The 19,947-nt window shown below is 47.8% G+C and carries 21 protein-coding genes; 12 read left to right on the top strand and 9 right to left on the bottom strand.

Translation table 11 applies throughout. The features are described from left to right. Positions 1–218: 218 nt before the first annotated feature. Together PGL02S_RS23820 and PGL02S_RS23815 are read left to right on the top strand one after the other, a co-directional pair. Positions 219–1,004: a DeoR/GlpR family DNA-binding transcription regulator gene (locus tag PGL02S_RS23820; protein ID WP_036637568.1), complete on the top strand. Its 786-nt coding sequence runs from the start codon at positions 219–221 to the stop codon at positions 1,002–1,004. Between the two features lie 208 nt (positions 1,005–1,212). After that, complete coding sequence (locus PGL02S_RS23815) at positions 1,213–2,220, top strand: phosphotransferase (protein WP_036637512.1); 1,008 nt, start codon at positions 1,213–1,215, stop codon at positions 2,218–2,220. A 116-nt stretch (positions 2,221–2,336) separates the two neighbouring features. On the opposite strand, the gene PGL02S_RS23810 is transcribed toward PGL02S_RS23815, so the two are convergent. Next, on the bottom strand, positions 2,337–2,933 hold the full coding sequence (locus PGL02S_RS23810) for a YjgB family protein (RefSeq protein ID WP_036637513.1): 597 nt from the start codon (positions 2,931–2,933) through the stop codon (positions 2,337–2,339). A gap of 337 nt (positions 2,934–3,270) precedes the next feature. On the opposite strand from PGL02S_RS23810, the gene PGL02S_RS23805 reads away from it, so the two are divergent. After that, positions 3,271–4,068: a formate/nitrite transporter family protein gene (locus tag PGL02S_RS23805; protein WP_036637514.1), complete on the top strand. Its 798-nt coding sequence runs from the start codon at positions 3,271–3,273 to the stop codon at positions 4,066–4,068. A gap of 40 nt (positions 4,069–4,108) precedes the next feature. On the opposite strand, the gene PGL02S_RS23800 is transcribed toward PGL02S_RS23805, so the two are convergent. Beyond that, the gene (locus tag PGL02S_RS23800) at positions 4,109–4,636 is read right to left on the bottom strand and encodes a GNAT family N-acetyltransferase (protein WP_036637516.1); all 528 of its coding nucleotides are present in this window, start codon (positions 4,634–4,636) and stop codon (positions 4,109–4,111) included. 280 nt (positions 4,637–4,916) lie between these two features. Between PGL02S_RS23800 and PGL02S_RS23795 the strand changes: the two genes are divergently transcribed. Further along, entirely contained in the window at positions 4,917–5,834 is a 918-nt protein-coding gene (locus PGL02S_RS23795) for an ABC transporter substrate-binding protein (RefSeq protein ID WP_234972848.1), read from the top strand. Positions 5,835–5,946: 112 nt separating this feature from the next. Further along, the gene (locus tag PGL02S_RS23790; RefSeq protein ID WP_051449103.1) at positions 5,947–7,572 is read left to right on the top strand and encodes a helix-turn-helix domain-containing protein; all 1,626 of its coding nucleotides are present in this window, start codon (positions 5,947–5,949) and stop codon (positions 7,570–7,572) included. 98 nt (positions 7,573–7,670) lie between these two features. Here PGL02S_RS23790 and PGL02S_RS23785 read toward each other — a convergent pair whose 3' ends face one another. Both PGL02S_RS23785 and PGL02S_RS23780 read right to left on the bottom strand, forming a co-directional pair. Next, on the bottom strand, positions 7,671–9,509 hold the full coding sequence (locus tag PGL02S_RS23785) for a UbiD family decarboxylase (RefSeq protein ID WP_036637518.1): 1,839 nt from the start codon (positions 9,507–9,509) through the stop codon (positions 7,671–7,673). A 172-nt stretch (positions 9,510–9,681) separates the two neighbouring features. After that, positions 9,682–11,073: a TraB/GumN family protein gene (locus PGL02S_RS23780; protein WP_036637520.1), complete on the bottom strand. Its 1,392-nt coding sequence runs from the start codon at positions 11,071–11,073 to the stop codon at positions 9,682–9,684. Positions 11,074–11,239: 166 nt separating this feature from the next. On the opposite strand from PGL02S_RS23780, the gene PGL02S_RS23775 reads away from it, so the two are divergent. From PGL02S_RS23775 to PGL02S_RS23765, 3 genes are all read left to right on the top strand, one after another. Continuing rightward, on the top strand, positions 11,240–11,590 hold the full coding sequence (locus PGL02S_RS23775) for a DUF6809 family protein (protein WP_307719600.1): 351 nt from the start codon (positions 11,240–11,242) through the stop codon (positions 11,588–11,590). A 7-nt stretch (positions 11,591–11,597) separates the two neighbouring features. Continuing rightward, on the top strand, positions 11,598–12,056 hold the full coding sequence (locus tag PGL02S_RS23770) for a helix-turn-helix transcriptional regulator (RefSeq protein WP_051449104.1): 459 nt from the start codon (positions 11,598–11,600) through the stop codon (positions 12,054–12,056). An 86-nt stretch (positions 12,057–12,142) separates the two neighbouring features. Further along, positions 12,143–12,790, top strand: coding sequence for a GNAT family N-acetyltransferase (locus tag PGL02S_RS23765; RefSeq protein WP_173937144.1), 648 nt, complete (start codon positions 12,143–12,145; stop codon positions 12,788–12,790). A gap of 102 nt (positions 12,791–12,892) precedes the next feature. On the opposite strand, the gene PGL02S_RS23760 is transcribed toward PGL02S_RS23765, so the two are convergent. The 5 genes from PGL02S_RS23760 to PGL02S_RS23740 form a co-directional block, all read right to left on the bottom strand. Continuing rightward, positions 12,893–13,171: a YxcD family protein gene (locus PGL02S_RS23760; protein WP_036637522.1), complete on the bottom strand. Its 279-nt coding sequence runs from the start codon at positions 13,169–13,171 to the stop codon at positions 12,893–12,895. Positions 13,172–13,174: 3 nt separating this feature from the next. After that, entirely contained in the window at positions 13,175–13,624 is a 450-nt protein-coding gene (locus tag PGL02S_RS23755; protein WP_006209627.1) for a hypothetical protein, read from the bottom strand. Positions 13,625–13,680: 56 nt separating this feature from the next. Further along, on the bottom strand, positions 13,681–14,259 hold the full coding sequence (locus PGL02S_RS23750; protein ID WP_036637524.1) for a PadR family transcriptional regulator: 579 nt from the start codon (positions 14,257–14,259) through the stop codon (positions 13,681–13,683). Between the two features lie 204 nt (positions 14,260–14,463). Beyond that, positions 14,464–15,033 carry a beta-class carbonic anhydrase gene (locus PGL02S_RS23745; protein ID WP_006209629.1) on the bottom strand — a complete coding sequence of 190 codons (570 nt, stop codon included), beginning with the start codon at positions 15,031–15,033 and terminating at the stop codon, positions 14,464–14,466. 30 nt (positions 15,034–15,063) lie between these two features. Then, positions 15,064–15,402: an iron-sulfur cluster biosynthesis family protein gene (locus tag PGL02S_RS23740; protein WP_036637526.1), complete on the bottom strand. Its 339-nt coding sequence runs from the start codon at positions 15,400–15,402 to the stop codon at positions 15,064–15,066. Positions 15,403–15,531: 129 nt separating this feature from the next. Between PGL02S_RS23740 and PGL02S_RS23735 the strand changes: the two genes are divergently transcribed. The 4 genes from PGL02S_RS23735 to PGL02S_RS23720 all read left to right on the top strand — a co-directional run bounded on the left by PGL02S_RS23735 (position 15,532) and on the right by PGL02S_RS23720 (position 19,890). Beyond that, entirely contained in the window at positions 15,532–17,049 is a 1,518-nt protein-coding gene (locus PGL02S_RS23735) for a carboxypeptidase M32 (RefSeq protein ID WP_006209631.1), read from the top strand. A 183-nt stretch (positions 17,050–17,232) separates the two neighbouring features. Beyond that, positions 17,233–18,237 (top strand): ABC transporter substrate-binding protein, encoded by a 1,005-nt coding sequence (locus PGL02S_RS23730; protein ID WP_006209632.1) that lies wholly within the window; start codon positions 17,233–17,235, stop codon positions 18,235–18,237. A 40-nt stretch (positions 18,238–18,277) separates the two neighbouring features. After that, a complete protein-coding gene (locus tag PGL02S_RS23725; RefSeq protein WP_036637528.1) occupies positions 18,278–19,051 on the top strand; it encodes an ABC transporter ATP-binding protein in 774 nt (257 codons plus the stop codon). Between the two features lie 5 nt (positions 19,052–19,056). After that, the gene (locus tag PGL02S_RS23720; RefSeq protein ID WP_006209634.1) at positions 19,057–19,890 is read left to right on the top strand and encodes an ABC transporter permease; all 834 of its coding nucleotides are present in this window, start codon (positions 19,057–19,059) and stop codon (positions 19,888–19,890) included. Positions 19,891–19,947: the final 57 nt, after the last annotated feature.

Raw genomic sequence — 19,947 nt, 5'->3', positions numbered from 1 at the left:
CTTAGAGCAGCATTAAGGACTTGCAGTCGCAATCCTGCTCCTACGCTACCGCGTTCATCCATTTTCCCAGGCAATTCATTTCATCAAAAACGGATATAAACGCATAAAACTGAGAAAAACGGATTGCAAAACAGAATAAAAATGAATATAATCGAGGTGTAAATGGAAAAATAATGAATAATATGGAGGGTTAATGCATGATGCAAGATCAATCAGGAATGTTTGCCGAGGAACGTCGTCAGAAAATTCTTGCTTTGCTGCATCAAGAGAAACGGGTGATTGCCAAGGAATTGGCCGAACGATTTGAAATTTCAATTGATTCGATTCGCCGGGACCTGACGATTATGGAGGAGCAGGGCTTACTTCAGAAAACACACGGAGGAGCGATTCCTTCCATGAAAGTCAGGCAGCCACCCCAACCCCCGGAACTACGGTATGGCGAAGGCACGCAGGAAGGGAACGCCATTGCCAAACTTGCCGTCTCCTATATACGCGGGAAAGATACGTTGTTTATCGGCAGCGGTTCACTGACCTACTTGCTGCTGAAGCATCTTCCCGAGCAGATGCCGCTGACAATTGTGACGAACTCCATGAATGTTGCCGAAGCTTTACGCGAACGCGAATGGATAGATACGTATCTAATTGGGGGACGGGTTAAACCATCCGGCAATATGACGGATGTGCTTGCGAGCGAGTCTATTCGCCAATTCAAATTTGATATCGGTTTTATGACCGGCGGCGGCATTTCCGATGAGGGAATCTTCGTTGCGACACCTGAAGTAGCCGCTTTTGGACGTGCGGCTTCTGCCGTCTCCCGCCGCAGAATTGGAATGGCGACACATCATGTTATCGGTCAGGATGGTTTTGCTAAAGCTGGTGCTGTCGAAGATCTGGATGTGTTGATTACCGATGAGAAGGCAGATCAGGAAGTGGTGAAACGCATTCAGGAGACCGGTGTAAAGGTAGTGGTAGCTAAAACGGAAGAGAGCTCATCATCATGTTGAGCATGGAATCTGAGTAATTAAACGGCGCTCAAAAAAACGGTCCTCCACAAAGCCGACTCGCCCATGTTAATGAAATCATGGAACCGGCTCCTATTTCAACACAACCTATTTTAGAATGGCACTGAAGTTGTATAATCCGGTTCGGAAGTGAACCAGCCCCGATTTCTGCCATAAGAATCGATTACAAAGAGTTGGAGAGGTAATAATCATGATTCAACGATTGATGGAAGCGTACTGGCCTGACTGGAACGGCAGCACGGTGAATGGTCCTACGGGCTGGAACAATACCACCTGTTTTATCCATCGTGTTCGTGAGAATCGCCGTTCTGTCATGCGTATGTACAATACACATCGGGATAAGGGCAAGATCCAGTATGAACTTGCTGTTCTGAACTCGCTGCAGCAGATGCCGCTAAGTTTTAAGATTCCTGTGCCGATCATCTCCACATCAGGCGATCATGTGGTGCAATTATCGGATGGCAGCGACCGATACGCATGCCTATTTGCTTACATTGAAGGAGTGCGCCCGGAAGCAGACTCGATTCAATCCGTGTTATCTTTCGGGGAGAAGACGGGGGAGCTTGTAAACGCACTTGCGGTTTGTTCAGTTGGTATGGCCCCGGTGTATCCGCCGTATTATGAGCTGCTTCAATCGTATCCTTTATGCAGTGAGGCCTTTGTTCTTGATGTTTGCCAGCGCCCGCCACAGCCGTTAAGCGATCTCCGCGAAGCGCTTCTTATATTAGAAGAGGCCTATGTTGATATATGCGGCAGGCTGGACTCCCTGAAAAAGCTTCCGCAGCAGCTGGTTCATGGCGATCTGAATTGTTCTAACCTGCTGGTAGACGCAGAGGAATCAAGCAAAGTTGTCGCATTGCTTGATTTTGAGTTTTGCACGCGGGACGTGAGAGCAATGGAGCCTGCGGTTGTGATTTCAGGTTTTCTGGGTTCTGAGTTTGAGCGAGAACTCATCAAGAGGTTCTGTGAAGGCTTTGCGTGCCGTGTACGGTTAAGTTCGGAAGAAATTACGGCGATTCCGGTTCTCATGCGCTTGCGCATGGTCGATGTGTTTTTGCACTTTATGAGTCGTTATATAGAAGGAACGGATGATGTCAACGTGTTAAGGGAGCAGGTGGGTTCGCTGGCTGCAGGATGCAAACGTCTGGAACACAGTCATGAGTGGATGGACGACATGTTGAATCAATATTTGATGTAAGCAGAAGTAAGGCTAAGCGATGAAACGAAAACGCAACCAAGAAAAAACCTGGACTCTCACAGAGACCAGGTTTTAACGTAATCACCATGATTTTAAAAAAATCATGGTTTTTTGCATTATTTTTTCAGCAGATTCATATGGTCAAGTTCCGTACTGCTGTTAAAGATAAACTCTAATTTGTAATCACCCCGATTGTAGGTGAGTTTGGTTTGAGTGGTCTTGCCGTTTTTGAAAGTGGATGTGGCATCCGGAGCAAACCAGTTTTGCTTTAACATCTTCATCGTAATGCCGCCGATATTAGTCTGTCGTTCCACATTGGTTCCAAAATAACGCATCTCGCGGATTTTGTTCAGTTTATAGGAGAAGGCATAGCCCGGGTTCCCCATGTTGGCACCGTACAAGTCAAAGGCGTCTGCATCCTTACCCGGTAAAGAAGGCTCGCCAATCGTCTTGTAAACATCCTGCTTTGTGCTTTTACCGATTGTTAAACCGCTGACTGAACCAGGAAACTGGCCCTTTAGTGCGGGTTTATAGAAACTGTTGAGTTTCTGAAGAGCCTGTTCGGAAGCGTAATTACCGGTGCTTGCCGTTGTGGCCGCTTCTGCTTGGTGAATAGGGAAAACGGTATAATTCACTCCCAAAGCACTCAGGCCGACAACCCCTGCCATGGTAAAGGTGACGATTGCTTTTTTAGCTGGCTGTTTCATGTTCATGTTGTATCCTCTCCTTTGTAACATGTATTTACCACATGCTCCGTTTATCAAACATGAATTCCGGACTTATCCTCCCATGATAGTGGAAGCGAAGAAATATTAGGTTACGATTCTATGAAGATGGAGTCTCAGAATTGATACTCAAAAGCGAAGCTGGTTTGCAGAAAGCTGTGATTACCACACGTCAAACGGGTACACCGGCTGCGGAAAGAGATGATGAGGCCGATCGAAGATTCATTATAAGCGGGGCATTTTCCATATGATAATGCTCAAGATGATATGAATTATATGTAAAATCGTGTAATCTATATAGAACCGTCTTTCTTCAGGAGGAGTTATGGAAACCAAATCGCTATTCAAAGTGGAGCAGCTTGCTCTGAAAAAACACAAAATATTTAAGCAAAGCCAGCTTCGATATTTAGCACGGTCCATGCTTGCCAGTATGTTCATTGGCTTTGGCGTCATTGTCGCGTTTAAGACAGGGAACTTTTTTTATCTGGAGCATTCCCCCTTGACGTACCCGATGGCTGCCCTTACGTTTGGCGCCGCCATCATTCTGATTGCGTATGGGGGAGGAGATTTGTTTACCGGGAATACCTTCTACTACACGTACGCCGCTCTGCGCAAGAAGCTCAAGTGGATTGAGGTTGTCAAACTGTGGATCTTCAGTTACATCGGGAACATTTTGGGCGCATGCGCGTTTGCGTTATTGATTTTCTTGACGGGACTCTTTATGGATTCGTCCGTGAACGGGTTCCTGCTGCATGTGGTTGAGCAAAAAATGACAACCCCGATGGTGCAGCTGTTCTTCCGGGCGATTTTGTGCAACTGGCTCGTATGCCTTGCATTTTTTATCCCCATGTCACTGAAGGGCGATGGCGCCAAAATGTTCGCGATGATGCTGTTTGTATTCTGCTTCTTCATCTCCGGCTATGAGCACAGCATTGCGAATATGTGTACGTTTGCCATTGCGTTGGTTCTGAACCATCCGGGCACGATTTCATTTGATGGTGTGCTGCACAATTTGATTCCGGTGACGCTCGGCAATTTAGTTGGAGGCGTGCTGCTTATGGGCTTTATGTATTATTTTGTAAATAAACCCTTCCTGGATGCTTCGGAATCGCTTGATGAATAACACGTAACGACAATAGGGGAGCCCTATCATGCCCGTCCGGTTACTCTCTTAATAGGGAGTACATCTGGGTGTCATGCGGAACACCGTCTTGATAAATATATCGGCGAAGAATTCCCTCCGCTTCAAAACCGAGCTTGGTTAGGAGCGTCCGGGATGCCTGGTTCTGGATCAAAACAACGGCGCCGATACGGGACAGATCCAGCGTGTGAAACCCATAGGCAATGATGGCCGAAGCAGCTTCGCTTGCATAACCCTGACCCCAGAACTCAGGATGAAGTTCATAGCCGATTTCGGCCCTCTTGTGCCTTGGAGACCATAGATTAAATCCGATCGTTCCGATCAAACCGCTCGTCCCTTGGAGCTCGATTCCCCATCGAAGGCCGCGTTTCTCGGCATGGTTTTTGGCGAAAAAATCAACCAGCTGTAGCGCTTGGTCGAGGGAAGTCAGCTTGTCTTGTCCGTAGTAGCGGACAACATCGTCATTCGAGAAGCAATCATAAAGAGCCCTAGCATCCTGTTGGTGAATTTCTCGCAGTAACAATCGTTCTGTCTCTAATCGTGGAAACATGCTTTCCCTCCCAGGTAGAAATTAACAGTCTGAATACTATTCATTATATTAATATTCATAGGATAAGAGAAGAGGGGCTCCTAGCAGGAGGCCTTTCTTTTGAGTTTGTATAAGAAATATTTTGAGAAAGTGCATTGTTTGGTGATATTGAGTGGGATACAATGTATCTGAACGAAATGAGAATGATTATCAACAACAGGCAAGGGGAGAAATGGTTTTTATGTTAGGGATAAGGACACATCACAAGAGCGCCAGATGGATAATAGCTTTACTTGTACTGATGATGGTTCTGGCTGGATGCGGCAATCAGCAGGACACGGCGGACAAGCAGGCGGCTCAAAATAAGATGGATCAGACAGAGGCTGATACCAAAGTGATGAAGGATGAATTCGGCGACGTCGAAATTCCGGTAAATCCGAAACGGGTAGCGGGTATTTATGTGGAGGACTATCTCTTGGCTCTCGGCGTTACGCCAGTTGTTCAGTGGTATCATCCGAGCTGGGGGAAACAGGATTACTTGGATCTGGATGTGCCAACCTTTGATATAACAGGGAGCATGGAAGGGCTGCTGGAGGCAAGCCCGGATTTGATCATCGTTGACGGTGCGGTGGATGCAGCAAAATATGAACTGTATTCCAAAATAGCCCCCACCTATCGGCTGCCGGAGTCCATTCTGCAGAAACCAACGGAAATCCTGAAAACGATAGGGGATGTGCTCGGTATTCCTGAAGAAGCTGAACGTGCGCTTAACGAGTACAATGAGAAGATCGCTGACGCCAAAGCGAAGCTGAAACAGGCCGTTGGCGAAGAGACCGTTGCCGTCCTCAGGCTGAATATCGGGGATAAGACGCTTGCTCTGTTTGGTATCGAAAACCGTTTTACCGGCAACATCTATAAAGAGATGGGATTGATCCCTCATCCGTTTGTGAGAAACATGACCGATTATCAGGCCATTTTGTCGCAAGAGAAAATTCCTGAGCTGGATGCAGATCATATCATCGTATTCCCATCGAACGGCGGATGGGACTCGGAGGAGAACCAAGAAGCGATGCAAGTATTTGATAGCCCGCTATGGAAGTCGGTACCGGCAGTCAAAAATGGACATGTCTATAAAGGCAATCGGACGCACTGGCAATCCGGCGCAATTACCGCTAATATGATGAAGGTTGATGATCTCTTGAAATGGTTTGTCCAATAAGCAGATCGTCCGTAAACTAGAATATAAACAGAAAGCTGCCGGCTGCGCTGGATGAGCTTTCTGTTTCTTTGCACTATATTCGAAAAAAGTTTCTTGGTCAGGGGAAGATGAGATGAAGAATGAGAACGGCAGGATAAACCGCTCCACTTGGTTCTATGTGTTGAAGGATATTCAGCTTCGTTCAGAGTACATCGATTGGCGGGAAGATTTCGTGCAGGGCAACGAGTTTACGCTGCTGATCGTGACGGCCGGAAGCGGGAAATGGGTCTTGGATAAAACAGAGCTCACTATGCGTGGAGGGCAGAGTTATCTGATAGCTCCCGGTTCGACAGCACGTCTCCGTTCTGAAACAGAAGGCATGTGTTTCTATCATTTAACTTATGAACTCTGGCGGAGTGAGGGAGATGACCCTGGACAAACTGCGCCTGTACGGAGCTCTCAATCTTCTCTGCGGCAGGGGGAACTGTTGTGCCGCCCGTTCTCCCAATGCATCGACTATCTGGAAAGCCTTTATCGGCACCGGCATACATGTAACGAACTTGAATCCTTCGAATTAGCCGTCTGTTTTCAAGCGTTCATGCTATTCCTATATCGTCAGAATCAGAACGATTCTTACACGTTGAATATGCGTCATGCTGTAGAGTTATCGATTGAACATCTGAAAGAGCATTATGCAAACCCATGGACCGTGGAACAACTGGCTGAATTAGCTAATGTTGCACGCTGGCATTATACACGTATATTCAAAGAGATTACGACCCAGTATCCCCTCGATTATCTGAACGGGATTCGAATAGATCGGGCAAAAGATATGCTGCTGGCAAGCGATGACCGACTGCTGGACATTGCACAGTTTGTCGGTTTTAACAGCGAATATTATTTTAACCGTCGTTTCAAACAAACTGTTGGTGTTTCTCCTGGACAATATCGCCGTAACCACTACCGACAGGAGAATATGCGAGTGTTTGCACCTTTCCTTGAAGATTTTCTGGTGGCCCTCGGAATAACCCCGGTCGTGCAGTGCTCACACTCCAGATGGGGTAAGCAGGATTACCTCGGTTTGCTGCACGTCCCGGTTATTGATATTGAGAACGAGGATATTGCTGTACTGTCTTGTCATAAGCCTGACTGCATTATCATAAATATCGGGTTTGAACGCTGGATGTCGGACGATGGTTTGGGACGGTTGGCTCCAACGTATCAGTTCCCGCACCCGGGTGAGGATTGGCGTCTGACCCTGCGTAAATCGGCGGAACTGTTGGGCAGGAAGGACCGCGTGTTGGATATCATTTCACAGTATGAGTATAAGGCCAGCGAAGCCAAGAGGCTTCTTAGGCAATCGGTCCGTACACAGACCGTTGCTTGTCTTCGAATATCAGCCCTCGGAATCAGTCTCTATGCGGGTCCTGATCACGGATATACGGGACCTATACTGTACAAGGACCTTGGTCTGACCCCGCATCCACTCGTTCTGCAGTTGTCCCGGGGGGCCAGGATAGCCAGCCTTACCAAGGAATGGTTGAAGTTGCTGGATGCCGATCATCTGTTCATTACGTTTGATAAGCGTCATTCTTCCTGGGAAGGGGAGGAACGGAGTATGCTGGACTGGTCAGAATGGAAATCACTACCTGCTGTACAGGGCGGCTGCGTGTACGAGGTCGATTTTCTGACCTGGATGAATTATGGGGTGATCTCGCATGGGAAGAAGATTGAAGATGTGCTGAGGGTGCTGGCATAATAAATGGACTGATCCAAAGTCAGTAATGACTAAGGACCAGCCCATTTTAGGTTTGCTTTCATTTGAAGGTAATACGATTCAAAGCACGTTTACGGCTGCTAGCGTATTTGAATGCGGCTTAAACTGCCGCCGTCTGTAAACAAGCGCTTGATATGTTGTTCGACTGCGGCATCCGGAATGAGGGGCGGTGCTTGATGCGGTTTCGAACGGGCATCGATAATGATATTGTCGCAGCCCCAATGCTTGTGCTCATAGTAGCCGTTCACACCGTGAATGTCATGGGAAGGGTTGCTTCGCGTAAAGGTCGCCCAGAGAAAATTGCTGATAGCCGCACTCATGAATTCACTGTCATCACATAGAATGATCATCGGACATGAGGGGAGTTGACCTCTAGCTCGAATAGCCTCGCTTAGTCCGTCCATTTCCAGCTGCACATCGGAATAACTCGTAAATGGGGAACCCTGTATAGCCACAATGCCTGGCATGATCAATCGGGCAGGGGAGAATCCTGGCAGATCCTTCAAGGTTTCAGGCACTTCATGGCAGAGCTCTCTTTTTTTATCCCCAACCGCTGCAAAGACAACCTTGCTGCCAGTATTGAGTCCGGTTCCGGAATAATCGAGGGTATCGATTGTAGTATTGGTCTGAAAATGGATGTCCCGGTGCAGATTGATGCGCTCCAAGATATACGTCAAGAACCCCTCGATATGGTGCGTGCTTAACGCTTGTTTCTCTTCAGCGGCAATGAACAGATATTTGGCCAGACTCAATTGGCCGGTGCCTAGAATCCGATTGGCAATCGTGAGCAGCTCTGCCGGCTGTTTTACTTGTTGGTAGGGGGTGTAGCGTTCGCTGCCAATGGCAAACAGCAGGGGGTGAACCCCGGCAGCATCAACCGCATGCACTTCTTTGACACCCGGGATCTCTTGGCGAATCGCTCCGCCGGTCAGCTCATGAATCAGCTCTCCAAAGGACGTATCTTCCTGCGGCGGTCTGCCGACAACCGTAAACGGATAAATGGCCCGCTGTTTGGCATACACCTTGTGCACTCTCATGACAGGAAAAGGATGAACAAGGCTGTAATAGCCCAGATGATCACCGAATGGTCCTTCCGGTTTGGTCTCGCCGGGATGAATCTCCCCTGTAATTACAAAATCCGCATCGTGGCTTATACAATAACCATCGACATAGCTGTACCGGAAATGGCGCCCTGACAGCAAACCCGCGAAGGTAAGCTCGCTCATGCCCTCAGGCAACGGCATCACGGCCGATATCGTGTGGGCAGGTGGACCCCCTATAAAAATACTTACTTTAAGAGGCTGGCCCAGCTTGTTTGCTTTTGCCTGATGGATGCCGATGCCGCGGTGGATCTGGTAATGGATGCCGACTTCTTTGTTCATTTCATATTCGTTGCCTGTAAGCTGGACGCGGTACATCCCCAGATTGGAATTCATAATGCCCGGTTTTTCCGGATCTTCGGAATACACTTGTGGTAAGGTGACAAAAGCGCCGCCGTCGTCCTTCCAATGTTTGATCAGCGGCAGATCGGCGATTTGGATTTCCTGAAACCCTTGCGGGAGGGCGGTTGTTTTTTTGAGAGGCAATGCGGTTTTAGCTGCTAATCCCGTCCCGACATATTTAAAAGGATTCTTGAGCGCTTTCATGGGTTCATTGCGCAATGCAATGACATCTTGCGTAGACTCGAACGTGTCCCGAAAAATGAATTTGCTGCGCTCCATCGTTCCAAACAGGTTGGATACCGCACGGAAGTTCGAACCTTTTACGTTCTCAAACAACAGTGCCGGGCCGCCTGCCTCGTAGACCTTCATATGTATGGCTGCCATTTCAAGATGAGGGTCAACCTCTTCATGTATACGAACTAAATGCCCGTTTTTTTCCAGATCGATGATGCACTCTTCCAAATTGTGATATTTCATGATATAGCTCCAATCCTTTGAAGATAGTGAACTCATTCTACTATTATCGGTAATCTGTGAGCGCAGGTCAATGACACATGATACATGCGGAGCATCTCTATATATAAAAAATCGCCCTGTCCACATGAATACGGACAGGGCGATACAATATCAATACAGCAGGATACCTTGTTTATTTCTGTACAAGCTGTACATCATAACCTTTTTCTTTTAATAAATCGACAACCATGCCATCCATGACATAATGTGCCGCGCCTACCACGACAAAGGAAGTATGCTCTCCTTCTTTTTCCAGCAGCTCGGACAGTTTAATGGCCATGTTCTTGTCTCGTTCGCCGATCAGACGCTGATTGGTTTCCCCTTGGGTGAGCTGTCCGTCAGCGGTCAGGGTTTTCTTCAGGCCTTCCACGTCGCCTTCAATCCAATCCAGCTGCATTTGCTTCAGGTTGTTGGCAATTTCCTGCGATCCTTTTTCTGACAAGAGGACATCCAGCAGCTCATTCAATTCTTTCTCCTGCGTTTCGGCAGGCACGTCAGCGAACAGGTCAGCTTGCAGCTTAATGCTCTCCAGCTCATGAATTGGCTTGCCTGTCAGCATGGCACTAGTAAGGAAATAGCTGTCGATACCGGTTGCCATGGCCAACGCACTGTCGGCCGGATTCTCGAAATAACCGAACGTGGAGAGGGTGTTGGATACGCCAAAGGGCTTGAAGCTATCAAACGTGTTTGCTGGCAGTGCCAGCTTTTTCAGCGTCTTCTGCAGCTTCTCGTAGGAAGTTGCGGATATATGATCCTGCAGCTTCGTACCGTCACTGTACATCATCTTCTCTTGGAAATAAGACATATCCCCGTTGACAATATCAACCTCGACCCAAAGATCGTCCGATGCCGCAAACGCATCGCGAATGCTCGGATGCATCGGATACATGTCGGTCAATCCCAAATGAACCGATCCGAGCAAATACAGTGTGTTGTTATCGTTAGTCACTTTCCACATCAGGCCTTCGGCTCCGCCATCGGCCGTATCATATGTATACTCAATCAATCGGCTGGCCATCACAACCGCTTGTTCGACACTTGAAGGCTGATCCAGCTGCAGACCTGCTTTGGTGCCTTTTACGATGCCTTTTTGCTGCATGTAATCCATCGTTTTGACCGCCGTGTTCCCGAAAGCTTCCGGCAGCTCGTAATTGGACAGGAGCTTGAATAAAGAGGTGATGACCATTTCTCTTGTGATTACATCGGCTGTTACATAGGACAAGGAAGCTTCTTTTTTCTTAAGACCCAGCTGATCCAGCTTCTTCGCCGTAGTAGCCATTAAAGATTGAAACTTATCTTCCGTAATGGATTGTCTGAAGGTTCCGTCATAATACCATTCCATCGGATATATGCCGTATTTCTCACCTTCGTTCAGTGTAGCTATCGACCAAGGGCTGATGTCGGGTACGGGAGCAGTCGGTGTGTCGGCATGAATCGGGAAGACATTGCCTAACAAAATGGTTAAGCTTAATGCCCCGGCACCGGCCCAGCGCTTGACTCTACTCCAGCGTTTGTGTTCTTGCATGAAATTGTTCTCCTCTCAAATCGGTTCTGTATGGAAGATAACCACCACAATAGTAGATTATACCATAAGATAGGATAGCTCTGGAATATACAGGCCCTAGTTCCATTGAATAGAAGAGTCCTCATCAGGGGGAGAGCTCACTGCGACAGAAAAACCTATGCGGAATTTGCATAAATATCAATCGATTTATTTTTATGGTGTAAGCTTATCTAATAAATCAGACGTGTTTAAAGGAAAGGAAGGGGAAATGATTAGTATTCTAGAGGAAATATACTATGGAAATTGGCGTCCTGATGAATCAATAAAATCTATCGATCCAAATTATAAGTCAATTAATAGAAAAATTTCTAGCTGCATGGAGTCCTTCAAAAAAAATTTATCGGAAACTGAATTTGAGCAAATTGAAGAGTTGTTTGATTTGGCAGGTCAATCAAGTGCAATGCATACGGCGGCAGCGTTCGTGCATGGATTTAGAAAAGGTGCCCTGTTGATGATCGAAGTATTTAATGAGGAATAGATGTTATATGCTTGTACTGCACAGTGCGCTTACACCATACCGATCGTTTGAGCTGCATAATTTGTTCGGTCAGCTTCTCCTGCAATTGCAGAACGGGATGAGAAAGAGCAGTCCGCATGCCGGATCCTATTTTCTTGGCGAAAAGGTAGCTTCCTACTTGGCGAATCACCTGGAGCAGCCCTTTGATTCGGGAGAGTTGGACCGCGAGCTGCATTATCATTTTGATTATTTGGCGCGCTGCTTGAAGCAATACTCGGGGATGAGTCCTCTGCAATACAGACATCATCTGCAGATTGAGCGAGCTAAACGGCTGCTGGCACATTCGGAGCTGTCCCTGATCAAAATCGGAGAGCAATGCGGCTTCCAGGATAATAACTACTTTACACGGTTATTCAAACGTCAATCGTCGTACACCCCCGGGGAATACCGGAAGCAGTATCAGGTGTTTCATGTGGATTCTTCCTAGCTAAAATAGCGTATAGCATGAGCATGTATGAAACTGCTGATTCGAAGGACAATTCAATTTGAGGTGGAATTATTTATAGCACATTATTGAGAGTAGATCGATCTGACATTCCAAAGGCAGCCAGCACGCTGGCGCGAGCTTTTGCAAAGGATGACCCTTTATATCAACTTATTTTGCCTGATGAGACAACGAGGCTCGACGCACTGAATATTTTTTTCCAGTGCTATATTGAAATGTTGTATCCTTATTCGGATGTATTAACGACGTCTAAGGACTTCGAGGCCGTGGCGTTGGTATTCCATTCGGAGCGACAGGCAGGAACACTGCTCTCTAACGTTAAGTATGCGAAACAGATCGGGCTCGCCATAATCAAATCCTTGCCGATTTGCCGAATCATTGGGATACGAGGATTTGTTCGAGGACTAACCATTTTGCGCAGCATGAGTTCAGTTTGGCTATCGATGCTGGGCGACCGGCAGTATATGCACTTGGATATGATTGCTGTGCAGGAAGGCTGCCGCGGACAAGGATACATTTCGAGGATCATAAAGCCACTGCTTGCAGAATGTCATACGAAGAATATCTTATGTACGTTGGAGACACAGACCCCAAGCAACGTACCCATTTATGAGCACTATGATTATCGCACGGTCAAGGTCATTCTGTTACCCAACAGTTCACTCCGGCAGTATTGCATGGTGTACACGCCGGATGGTCTTCAGCAGCATGAATAGCCAGCAGGAACGTTTGCAGATAAGTTGGGAAGAGAAGAGGGTTCATTATAAAAAAACTGCCGCCTCGCGTTACGCAAGGCGGCAGTTTTTTTGATTTCTTGCTTATTGTTGAACAATTGCGATAATTTCGTCTTCAAGCTCAAGTCTTACCTGTTCGCTGTATGCGCGAATGTTGTACTCGGAGTGCAGGTAGCGAAGAATCGCTTCAATGAGGTTAGCCTCAATCAAATACTGGGTTCTTCCGCTTACCCATACTTCCGCCGTATAACCGGTATCCTCATCCCAGCTAAGCTCAAGCGATACATCTGTCGGTTTGACGCCTCTGCGTTCCGCCTGGTGAAGACAGACCGCATTGACGATTTCGTCCATGCTTAGAACCATGGATTAGTACCGATTATTATTGTTATTGTTGTTGTTGTCGCGACGCTCGTTTTGTTGACGACGATTCTTCACGGCGCGTACAACAGCCATAACGACCATAATCAAAGCCCAGATTGCAATGAGATTAATCAACAATCCCATAATTTCGCCCATGAAGCCCATGCCAGCGAACATTCCGCCGAAGAGCAAACCGGCAAGACCACCGATCATAAGACCTTTCATCAAGCCGCCGCCGCTAAAGAATCCGCGTTTGGTTGTGTTGGCTGCTCCTGTGTTATTGGAACGGTTGTTGGATTGTTGCACATTATTGGTATCATTCTTTTTCGGAGTGCTGTTGTATGTCTTATTACCGGATTTGAAACCGCCGCCGCCTCTTCTGGCATCTGCGGAATCTGGTGTCAGCGCTACAAAGAACAGTGTAATCGCTACAAGAATAGTCAATACTTTTTTCATCGTGTTCTGTCGAACCTCCCAGTGAATTTAGAGTAATAAAGAGTACTACGGACGAGTCACGATAAGGTTTCAAAATTTGTGCGACCATGTTTTGAGGCGGTTGAGCGCTGCTGCTGTTTTAATAAATCCAGTACCCAATCACACCATTTCAGCTCGGTCTCAGCCATCATCAATCCTTTGGTAGCGAGTACATAATTGCTGAATGCCTTGCTTCCAAGCTCTCGGGTTTCCTCCGGAATCCCCTCTAAAATCTGCTCGTAATAACGCTTTTTCTCCAGATAGCCAATTCTGCGGTCCTCGAAAATATCAACGGCGATGCCGATCTCCGCTAACCACAGGCAGAAGGTTCGAAGAGAAAGTTCATCTTTGGTGACTGCGGGAGCAATGGGTTGGTACATCCATTCGCGCAGCTTCTGCATGCCCTTTTCGGTAATCGCATAGATTTTCTTGTCCGGTTTATCACTTTGCTGGACCCAGTGAGAGGACAACAATTGCTTCTCCTCCATGCTGGACAGCAGGGGATAAATTTGACTGTGTTTGGCTTGCCAAAATGGCTGTATGCGAAGCATCAAATCGTATCCTGATGATTCTCTTCTTGCTAGTAGTCCTAACAAGCCGTATGACAACGTATTCATGGACATAACTCCCTTTGAAACGCATATCGTGGACACTAAGGTTGGGATGGAAATCCGCCTATCGGTCCGGTTGATAAAAAGTGTACACTGAAACTGTATGGTTTGACAACTGGGGGAGGGTTCTTTCTCTCTGCTTTTGGTAAAATTGTGACTAAAAAAGCACAAACGCCTCAGCGCTTGTGCTCCAATTTGACTTTGAATGATTTATTTGTTCTCGTAACCTTCGACTACCAGATCAAGCGCGCCTGTGTTAGGGTCGATAACCATGCCGTGAACGGGTACGTTTGGCGGAAGCAGCGGGTGTTTTTTGATCAGGTCAACGGTGTTTTTTACGCCGTCTGTAATGTTATCGAAACCGCGAAGCCATTTGGACAAGCGGATGCCGGAATTTTCAAGCGTGGAGAGAACTTCATCCGAGATCCCGCGGTCTCTCATATGCTGGATCATATCCTCGGCGTTGAGGGAAGCCATGCCGCATTCATAGTGGCCTACTACGATTACTTCTTCCGCATGAAGCTCGTACAGTGCAACCATAACGCTCCGCATCACACTGCCGAAAGGCTGGGAGATGATAGCGCCGGCGTTTTTAATGATTTTGACATCGCCATTCTTGAAATTCATTGCTTTTGGAAGCAGTTCGACGAGCCGTGTATCCATGCAGGTGATGATGACGAGTTTTTTCTCAGGAAAACGACCGGTCAGATAGGATTCGTATTCTTTGTTCTCTACAAAGCTGCGGTTGTGTTCCAAAATGCTGTTTAGGTGTTGTTCCATGGATATTCTCTCCTTCGTTTCGATCGTCGTTTATAGTTGTTGCACTCGGGTATCTATAATCTGAATATTGGTGCCGTAATGTTGTCCGCTGCTGTCAAGGCGGAAGGAGCACACGCCGGGATCGGCGTCAAGCTTCATCTTGTCCTCGAAGAAAATTTCCTGCCGACGGTTTACAATAAAAGGCACAGGGCTTCCCGTATCTACAGTGATATCATCCACTGTAGGCTCATCTACAATTCGCAGGCTTGGAACGCCGTTGACGGCACATCCGCATCCCTCCGTGTCATAGATCAGCCTGATGGTGCCTGGCTTGTCCCCAAGTTTATCCTTCAGCTTCTGCTCGGCTTGGGGGGTGAGTTGAATAATCAAGGCATCCTGACACTCCTTTATATGTAGAATGTTATTTATTCTTTCTGGAAGTTGATTATATACCTTGTAAAAAGTATCATCAATAGAGTATAAAAGATTCCTATCACTAAAAAAAGAAGGTGAGCCCGTATGGCAGTACAACATTCACAGCAATGGGAACAATTTGATCGATTGGTTCGCAAAATTATGAGCTACTACGAAGCTATAGGCCTACTTCATTGGGATTTACGGACAGGTGCTCCCCGCAAAGGAACCGAAATTCGTTCCGAAACGATCGGGGTTCTATCTACAGAAGCATTTAAACTGCAAATCTCGGAAGAGATGGGACAGCTTCTGTCTTTTTTTGCCGAGCCGGAACAGGCAGAGCAGTTGGATGATCGCAAACGCCGCATGATCGCGGAAGTGCGTAAAATGTACGACCAGAGCAAATCCATTCCACCTGAACGCTTCCAGGAATATTCCATTCTTGCCGCCCAATCGGAAACGAAGTGGGAGGAAGCGAAGAAGAATAGTGATTTCGAAGGTTTCGAGCCATACTTAACCAAAATCGTAGCGTTCAAGCAGGAGTTTATCGAATATTGGGGCGTGAAGGATACCCGATACGATACACTGCTTGATATGTACGAGCCGGATCTGACGGTGGAGAAGGTGGATGCCATCTTCGAACGTCTGAAAGCGCGTCTGGTGCCGCTGGTCCATGCAATCCAGGAGTCTTCCTTCAAACCGGAAACAGCTTTCTTGAAACAGCTGTTCCCGAAAGAACAGCAGGAGAAATTCAGCTTGTTTCTGCTGGAGCAAATGGGTTATGACTTTGAAGCAGGACGCCTGGATGAGAGTGTGCATCCATTTGCGACGGGTCTCAATCCTGGCGATGTGCGCATTACGACCATGTATCTTCCGGATGACGTGCTCAGTGCGGTATTCAGCTCCTTGCACGAGGGCGGGCATGCACTATATGAGCAAAATATCGACAAGACACTGGCAGGCACGCCGCTCTCCGGCGGCACCTCCATGGGCATTCATGAGTCCCAATCCCGTCTTTGGGAGAATATGATTGGCCGGAGCCGCCCGTTCTGGCGTCGTTATTTTGCGGACCTCCAGCAGTACTTCCCTGAGCAATTAAAGGAAGTGGACGTTGAGCAATTCTATCTGGCTGCGAACAAGGTAGAGAACTCTTTGATTCGTATTGAGGCAGACGAACTGACATATAACCTGCACATCATCATTCGCTACGAGATCGAGAAAATGCTCTTTAACGAAGGATTGGCTGTGAAGGATCTTCCGGAAACCTGGAACGCGAAGTATAAGGAATACCTCGGCATTATGCCGACAAACGATGGAATGGGCGTGCTGCAGGATGTTCACTGGTCCGGCGGTGATTTCGGATATTTTGCATCCTATTCGCTGGGTAACATGTATGCTGCCCAAATGCTTCACACGATGCGTAAAGAGCTGCCGAACCTTGACCAGTTGATTGAAGAGGGGAATTTGGCTCCAATCAAAGAATGGCTGACAGACAAGGTTTACAAGTACGGCAAGAGCGAGAAACCTTCCGAGATTATTGTGAGAATCACAGGAGAAGAGCTGAACCCGGACTATCTGGCGGATTATCTGGAAGAGAAATATAAAGAGATTTATAAGCTTTAATGGATGAGACGCAGCCCTTGTGGCTGCGTTTTTTTCTTTTACATAGGAAAAGCTCATTTGGTATTTTATCTTCTCCACACATAGGGTACAGCGGCATGAGTGACACTGCCAGGCGTTTAACCTTTGGGCAGACGCATGCATATGTTGAAAAGAAAAGTTTGTTCAAGGGAATGGAGGGTTACCATGAAGCGTCAAAAATGGTGGGGGCTGGCGTTATCGATGCTGCTTGTTTGCGGAGTAGCGCTTGCCGGGTGCGGTGGCGGTGGATCGGCTACAAAAGTCAAGATTGGCGAAGTGACACGTTCGATCTTCTATGCGCCGCAGTATGTCGCGTTGGAGAAAGGATTTTTCAAGGAAGAGGGGCTTGATGTGGAGCTGCAGACGACCCCGGGCGGTGACAAAACTATGACGGCATTGCTGTCAGGAGCTATCGATGTGGCGCTAGTCGGCTCCGAAACCTCGATTTACGTCTATCAGCAGGGCTCTGAGGATCCTGTCATTAACTTCGGTCAGCTGACACAGACGGATGGCACATTCCTGATGGCCCGGGACGGATCAGGCGCGTTTGATTGGAACAACGTGAAGGGTAAGGTATTCCTGGGCCAGCGCAAGGGCGGAATGCCGCAGATGGCAGGCGAGTTCACATTGAACAAAAAAGGGATTGACCCGCACGGTGATCTCGAGCTGATTCAGAACATTGATTTTGCCAATATCGCATCAGCCTATGCTTCCGGTACGGGTGAGTTTGTGCAGCTCTTTGAGCCGCAAGCCTCCATCTTCGAAAAAGAAGGCCGGGGTAAGGTGGTAGCTTCCTTCGGCGTGGAAAGCGGACATCTGCCTTATACGGTGTTCATGACCAAGCAGAGTTATATCGACAAACATGACGCAACGGTTCAGAAGTTTACCAATGCCCTCTACAAGGCACAGCAATGGGTGGATGCCAACACTCCTGAGGATATTGCTGATGCCATCATGCCTTATTTCAAGGATAGCGACCGGGATATCGTCGTTTCTTCTGTTAAACGGTACAAAGAGCAGGGGAGCTACGCAACCGATCCGATCGTGGATGATGCAGAATGGAACAATCTGCTGGACGTGATGGATCAAGCCGGCGAACTGAAAGAGCGGGTAGCTCCTGAGAAGATCGTTAACAACACGTTTGCCGAGAAAGCGAAGTTAGCGAAATAATGACGTACTCCTAATCCATAGAACGAAAGGAGAGAGCACCATGGTACCGGTAGTTGAATTGAATGATATCGCTCACGTATATGTCACCGATCGGGAAGCCTCTCTGGCTGTGGAAGGAATTCACTTGAAGGTGGAGCCCGGCGAATTTGTCAGCCTGGTTGGACCTAGCGGTTGTGGCAAGACGACCATATTGTCTGTCATTGCCGGCCTGCTGCAGCCGTCCAAAGGAGCCGCTTACGTGAATGGCGATCCGATATATGGGCCGTCACCGGAGGTGGGATACATGCTGCAGCAGGACTATTTATTTCCGTGGCGGACCATTATGGATAACGCCTTGATTGGTTTGGAATTGACGGAACGATTGAATCCGGAGAGCCGCAGCGCCGTGCAGAATCTGCTCAGGGAAATGGGGCTTGGCGACAGCGGCAATCTGTATCCGTCACAACTGTCAGGCGGGATGAGACAGCGGGTCGCACTCGTTAGGACCTTGGCAACGGATCCCGGTCTGCTTCTGCTCGATGAGCCATTCTCCGCATTGGATTATCAGACGAAGCTGCAGCTCGAGGATTTGATTGTGGAGACTTTGAAAGAGCGGGGAAAGACCGCCATTCTGGTGACCCATGACCTGTCGGAGGCCATTGCGATGAGCGATCGGGTCATTCTCTTAAACCGCAATCCCGGGCGGATTCACCGGTTATTTGATATCCCGGAGAACATCCGACGGGCGCAGCCTTTTTTTGCCCGCAAGGAGCCGGGCTTTAATGAATTGTTTCATGAGATTTGGGGCGAAATGCAAACCATCGGGAAGGAGTGAAGCCTATGACAACAAGGCATGAGCCTTCTGCTTCTTCTTCGAAGGGCTGGCTCCAGGATATCTATGTTAAGCACACAAAGAAGAAGAAAAGCATCCGGAATCGGGTACTGGCGGTCCAGCTTAGCTTGCTGCTGCTGTTTTTTATCTGGTGGGAAGCGGCTGGAAGATGGAAGTGGATTGACGTGCTTTTATTCAGCTACCCGTCCAAAATCTTCTCTAATATATGGGGCAACATGGTTAGCGGCGAGTTGTGGGGGCATCTGGGGATCACGGTTGGAGAGACGGTTGTCGGGTTCCTGCTGGGCACGCTTGTCGGCACGCTGCTGGCTGTCTTGATCTGGTGGTCACCGTTTCTTAATAAGGTTCTGGACCCTTACATGGTTGTGTTCAACAGCATGCCGAAAGTGGCGCTGGGTCCTATCTTTATTGTCATGTTCGGCGCCGGCTTTACCGCTATCGTGATCACTACATTATCCATTACGGTCATTGTGACCACCCTTGTGGTATACAACAGCTTTAATGAGGTGGATTCCAATCTGATCAAGGTTGTCCGTACTTTCGGCGGCACCAAGCGTCAGGTCTTTCAGCGTGTCATTCTGCCGGCATCCTATCCGGCCATCGTGTCTACACTGAAGGTCAATGTGGGCATGGCATGGGTCGGTGTCATAGTCGGTGAATTCCTGGTTGCGAAATCGGGTCTTGGTTATCTGATCATGTACGGCTTTCAGGTATTCAACTTTACGCTCGTCCTATCAAGCCTTCTCATTATCGCTGTCGTGGCCACGGCCATGTATCAAATCGTTGTATATATAGAAAGAAAATTGTTAACTCATCGTTAAAGCGCCTTGTCTTGGGCAGGTTCCCTGTATGGTTGTCTATGGCATGAAAATAGGCTA

This window comes from Paenibacillus glucanolyticus NBRC 15330 (assembly GCF_004000885.1).
GTDB lineage: Bacteria > Bacillota > Bacilli > Paenibacillales > Paenibacillaceae > Paenibacillus_AQ > Paenibacillus_AQ glucanolyticus.
Note: the sequence above shows the minus strand (reverse complement) of the source record. Positions and strands in the feature narration are given on the sequence as shown.

What these genes read in the sequence shown, in the direction of transcription:
- PGL02S_RS23820 (WP_036637568.1), top strand. Translation starts at nt 219, where the DNA reads ATGTTTGCCGAGGAACGTCGTCAGAAAATTCTTGCTTTGCTGCATCAA.
- PGL02S_RS23815 (WP_036637512.1), top strand. Translation starts at nt 1,213, where the DNA reads ATGATTCAACGATTGATGGAAGCGTACTGGCCTGACTGGAACGGCAGC.
- PGL02S_RS23810 (WP_036637513.1), bottom strand. Translation starts at nt 2,933, where the DNA reads ATGAACATGAAACAGCCAGCTAAAAAAGCAATCGTCACCTTTACCATG.
- PGL02S_RS23805 (WP_036637514.1), top strand. Translation starts at nt 3,271, where the DNA reads ATGGAAACCAAATCGCTATTCAAAGTGGAGCAGCTTGCTCTGAAAAAA.
- PGL02S_RS23800 (WP_036637516.1), bottom strand. Translation starts at nt 4,636, where the DNA reads ATGTTTCCACGATTAGAGACAGAACGATTGTTACTGCGAGAAATTCAC.
- PGL02S_RS23795 (WP_234972848.1), top strand. Translation starts at nt 4,917, where the DNA reads ATGATGGTTCTGGCTGGATGCGGCAATCAGCAGGACACGGCGGACAAG.
- PGL02S_RS23790 (WP_051449103.1), top strand. Translation starts at nt 5,947, where the DNA reads ATGAAGAATGAGAACGGCAGGATAAACCGCTCCACTTGGTTCTATGTG.
- PGL02S_RS23785 (WP_036637518.1), bottom strand. Translation starts at nt 9,509, where the DNA reads ATGAAATATCACAATTTGGAAGAGTGCATCATCGATCTGGAAAAAAAC.
- PGL02S_RS23780 (WP_036637520.1), bottom strand. Translation starts at nt 11,073, where the DNA reads ATGCAAGAACACAAACGCTGGAGTAGAGTCAAGCGCTGGGCCGGTGCC.
- PGL02S_RS23770 (WP_051449104.1), top strand. Translation starts at nt 11,598, where the DNA reads ATGCTTGTACTGCACAGTGCGCTTACACCATACCGATCGTTTGAGCTG.
- PGL02S_RS23760 (WP_036637522.1), bottom strand. Translation starts at nt 13,171, where the DNA reads ATGGTTCTAAGCATGGACGAAATCGTCAATGCGGTCTGTCTTCACCAG.
- PGL02S_RS23755 (WP_006209627.1), bottom strand. Translation starts at nt 13,624, where the DNA reads ATGAAAAAAGTATTGACTATTCTTGTAGCGATTACACTGTTCTTTGTA.
- PGL02S_RS23750 (WP_036637524.1), bottom strand. Translation starts at nt 14,259, where the DNA reads ATGAATACGTTGTCATACGGCTTGTTAGGACTACTAGCAAGAAGAGAA.
- PGL02S_RS23745 (WP_006209629.1), bottom strand. Translation starts at nt 15,033, where the DNA reads ATGGAACAACACCTAAACAGCATTTTGGAACACAACCGCAGCTTTGTA.
- PGL02S_RS23735 (WP_006209631.1), top strand. Translation starts at nt 15,532, where the DNA reads ATGGCAGTACAACATTCACAGCAATGGGAACAATTTGATCGATTGGTT.
- PGL02S_RS23730 (WP_006209632.1), top strand. Translation starts at nt 17,233, where the DNA reads ATGAAGCGTCAAAAATGGTGGGGGCTGGCGTTATCGATGCTGCTTGTT.
- PGL02S_RS23725 (WP_036637528.1), top strand. Translation starts at nt 18,278, where the DNA reads ATGGTACCGGTAGTTGAATTGAATGATATCGCTCACGTATATGTCACC.
- PGL02S_RS23720 (WP_006209634.1), top strand. Translation starts at nt 19,057, where the DNA reads ATGACAACAAGGCATGAGCCTTCTGCTTCTTCTTCGAAGGGCTGGCTC.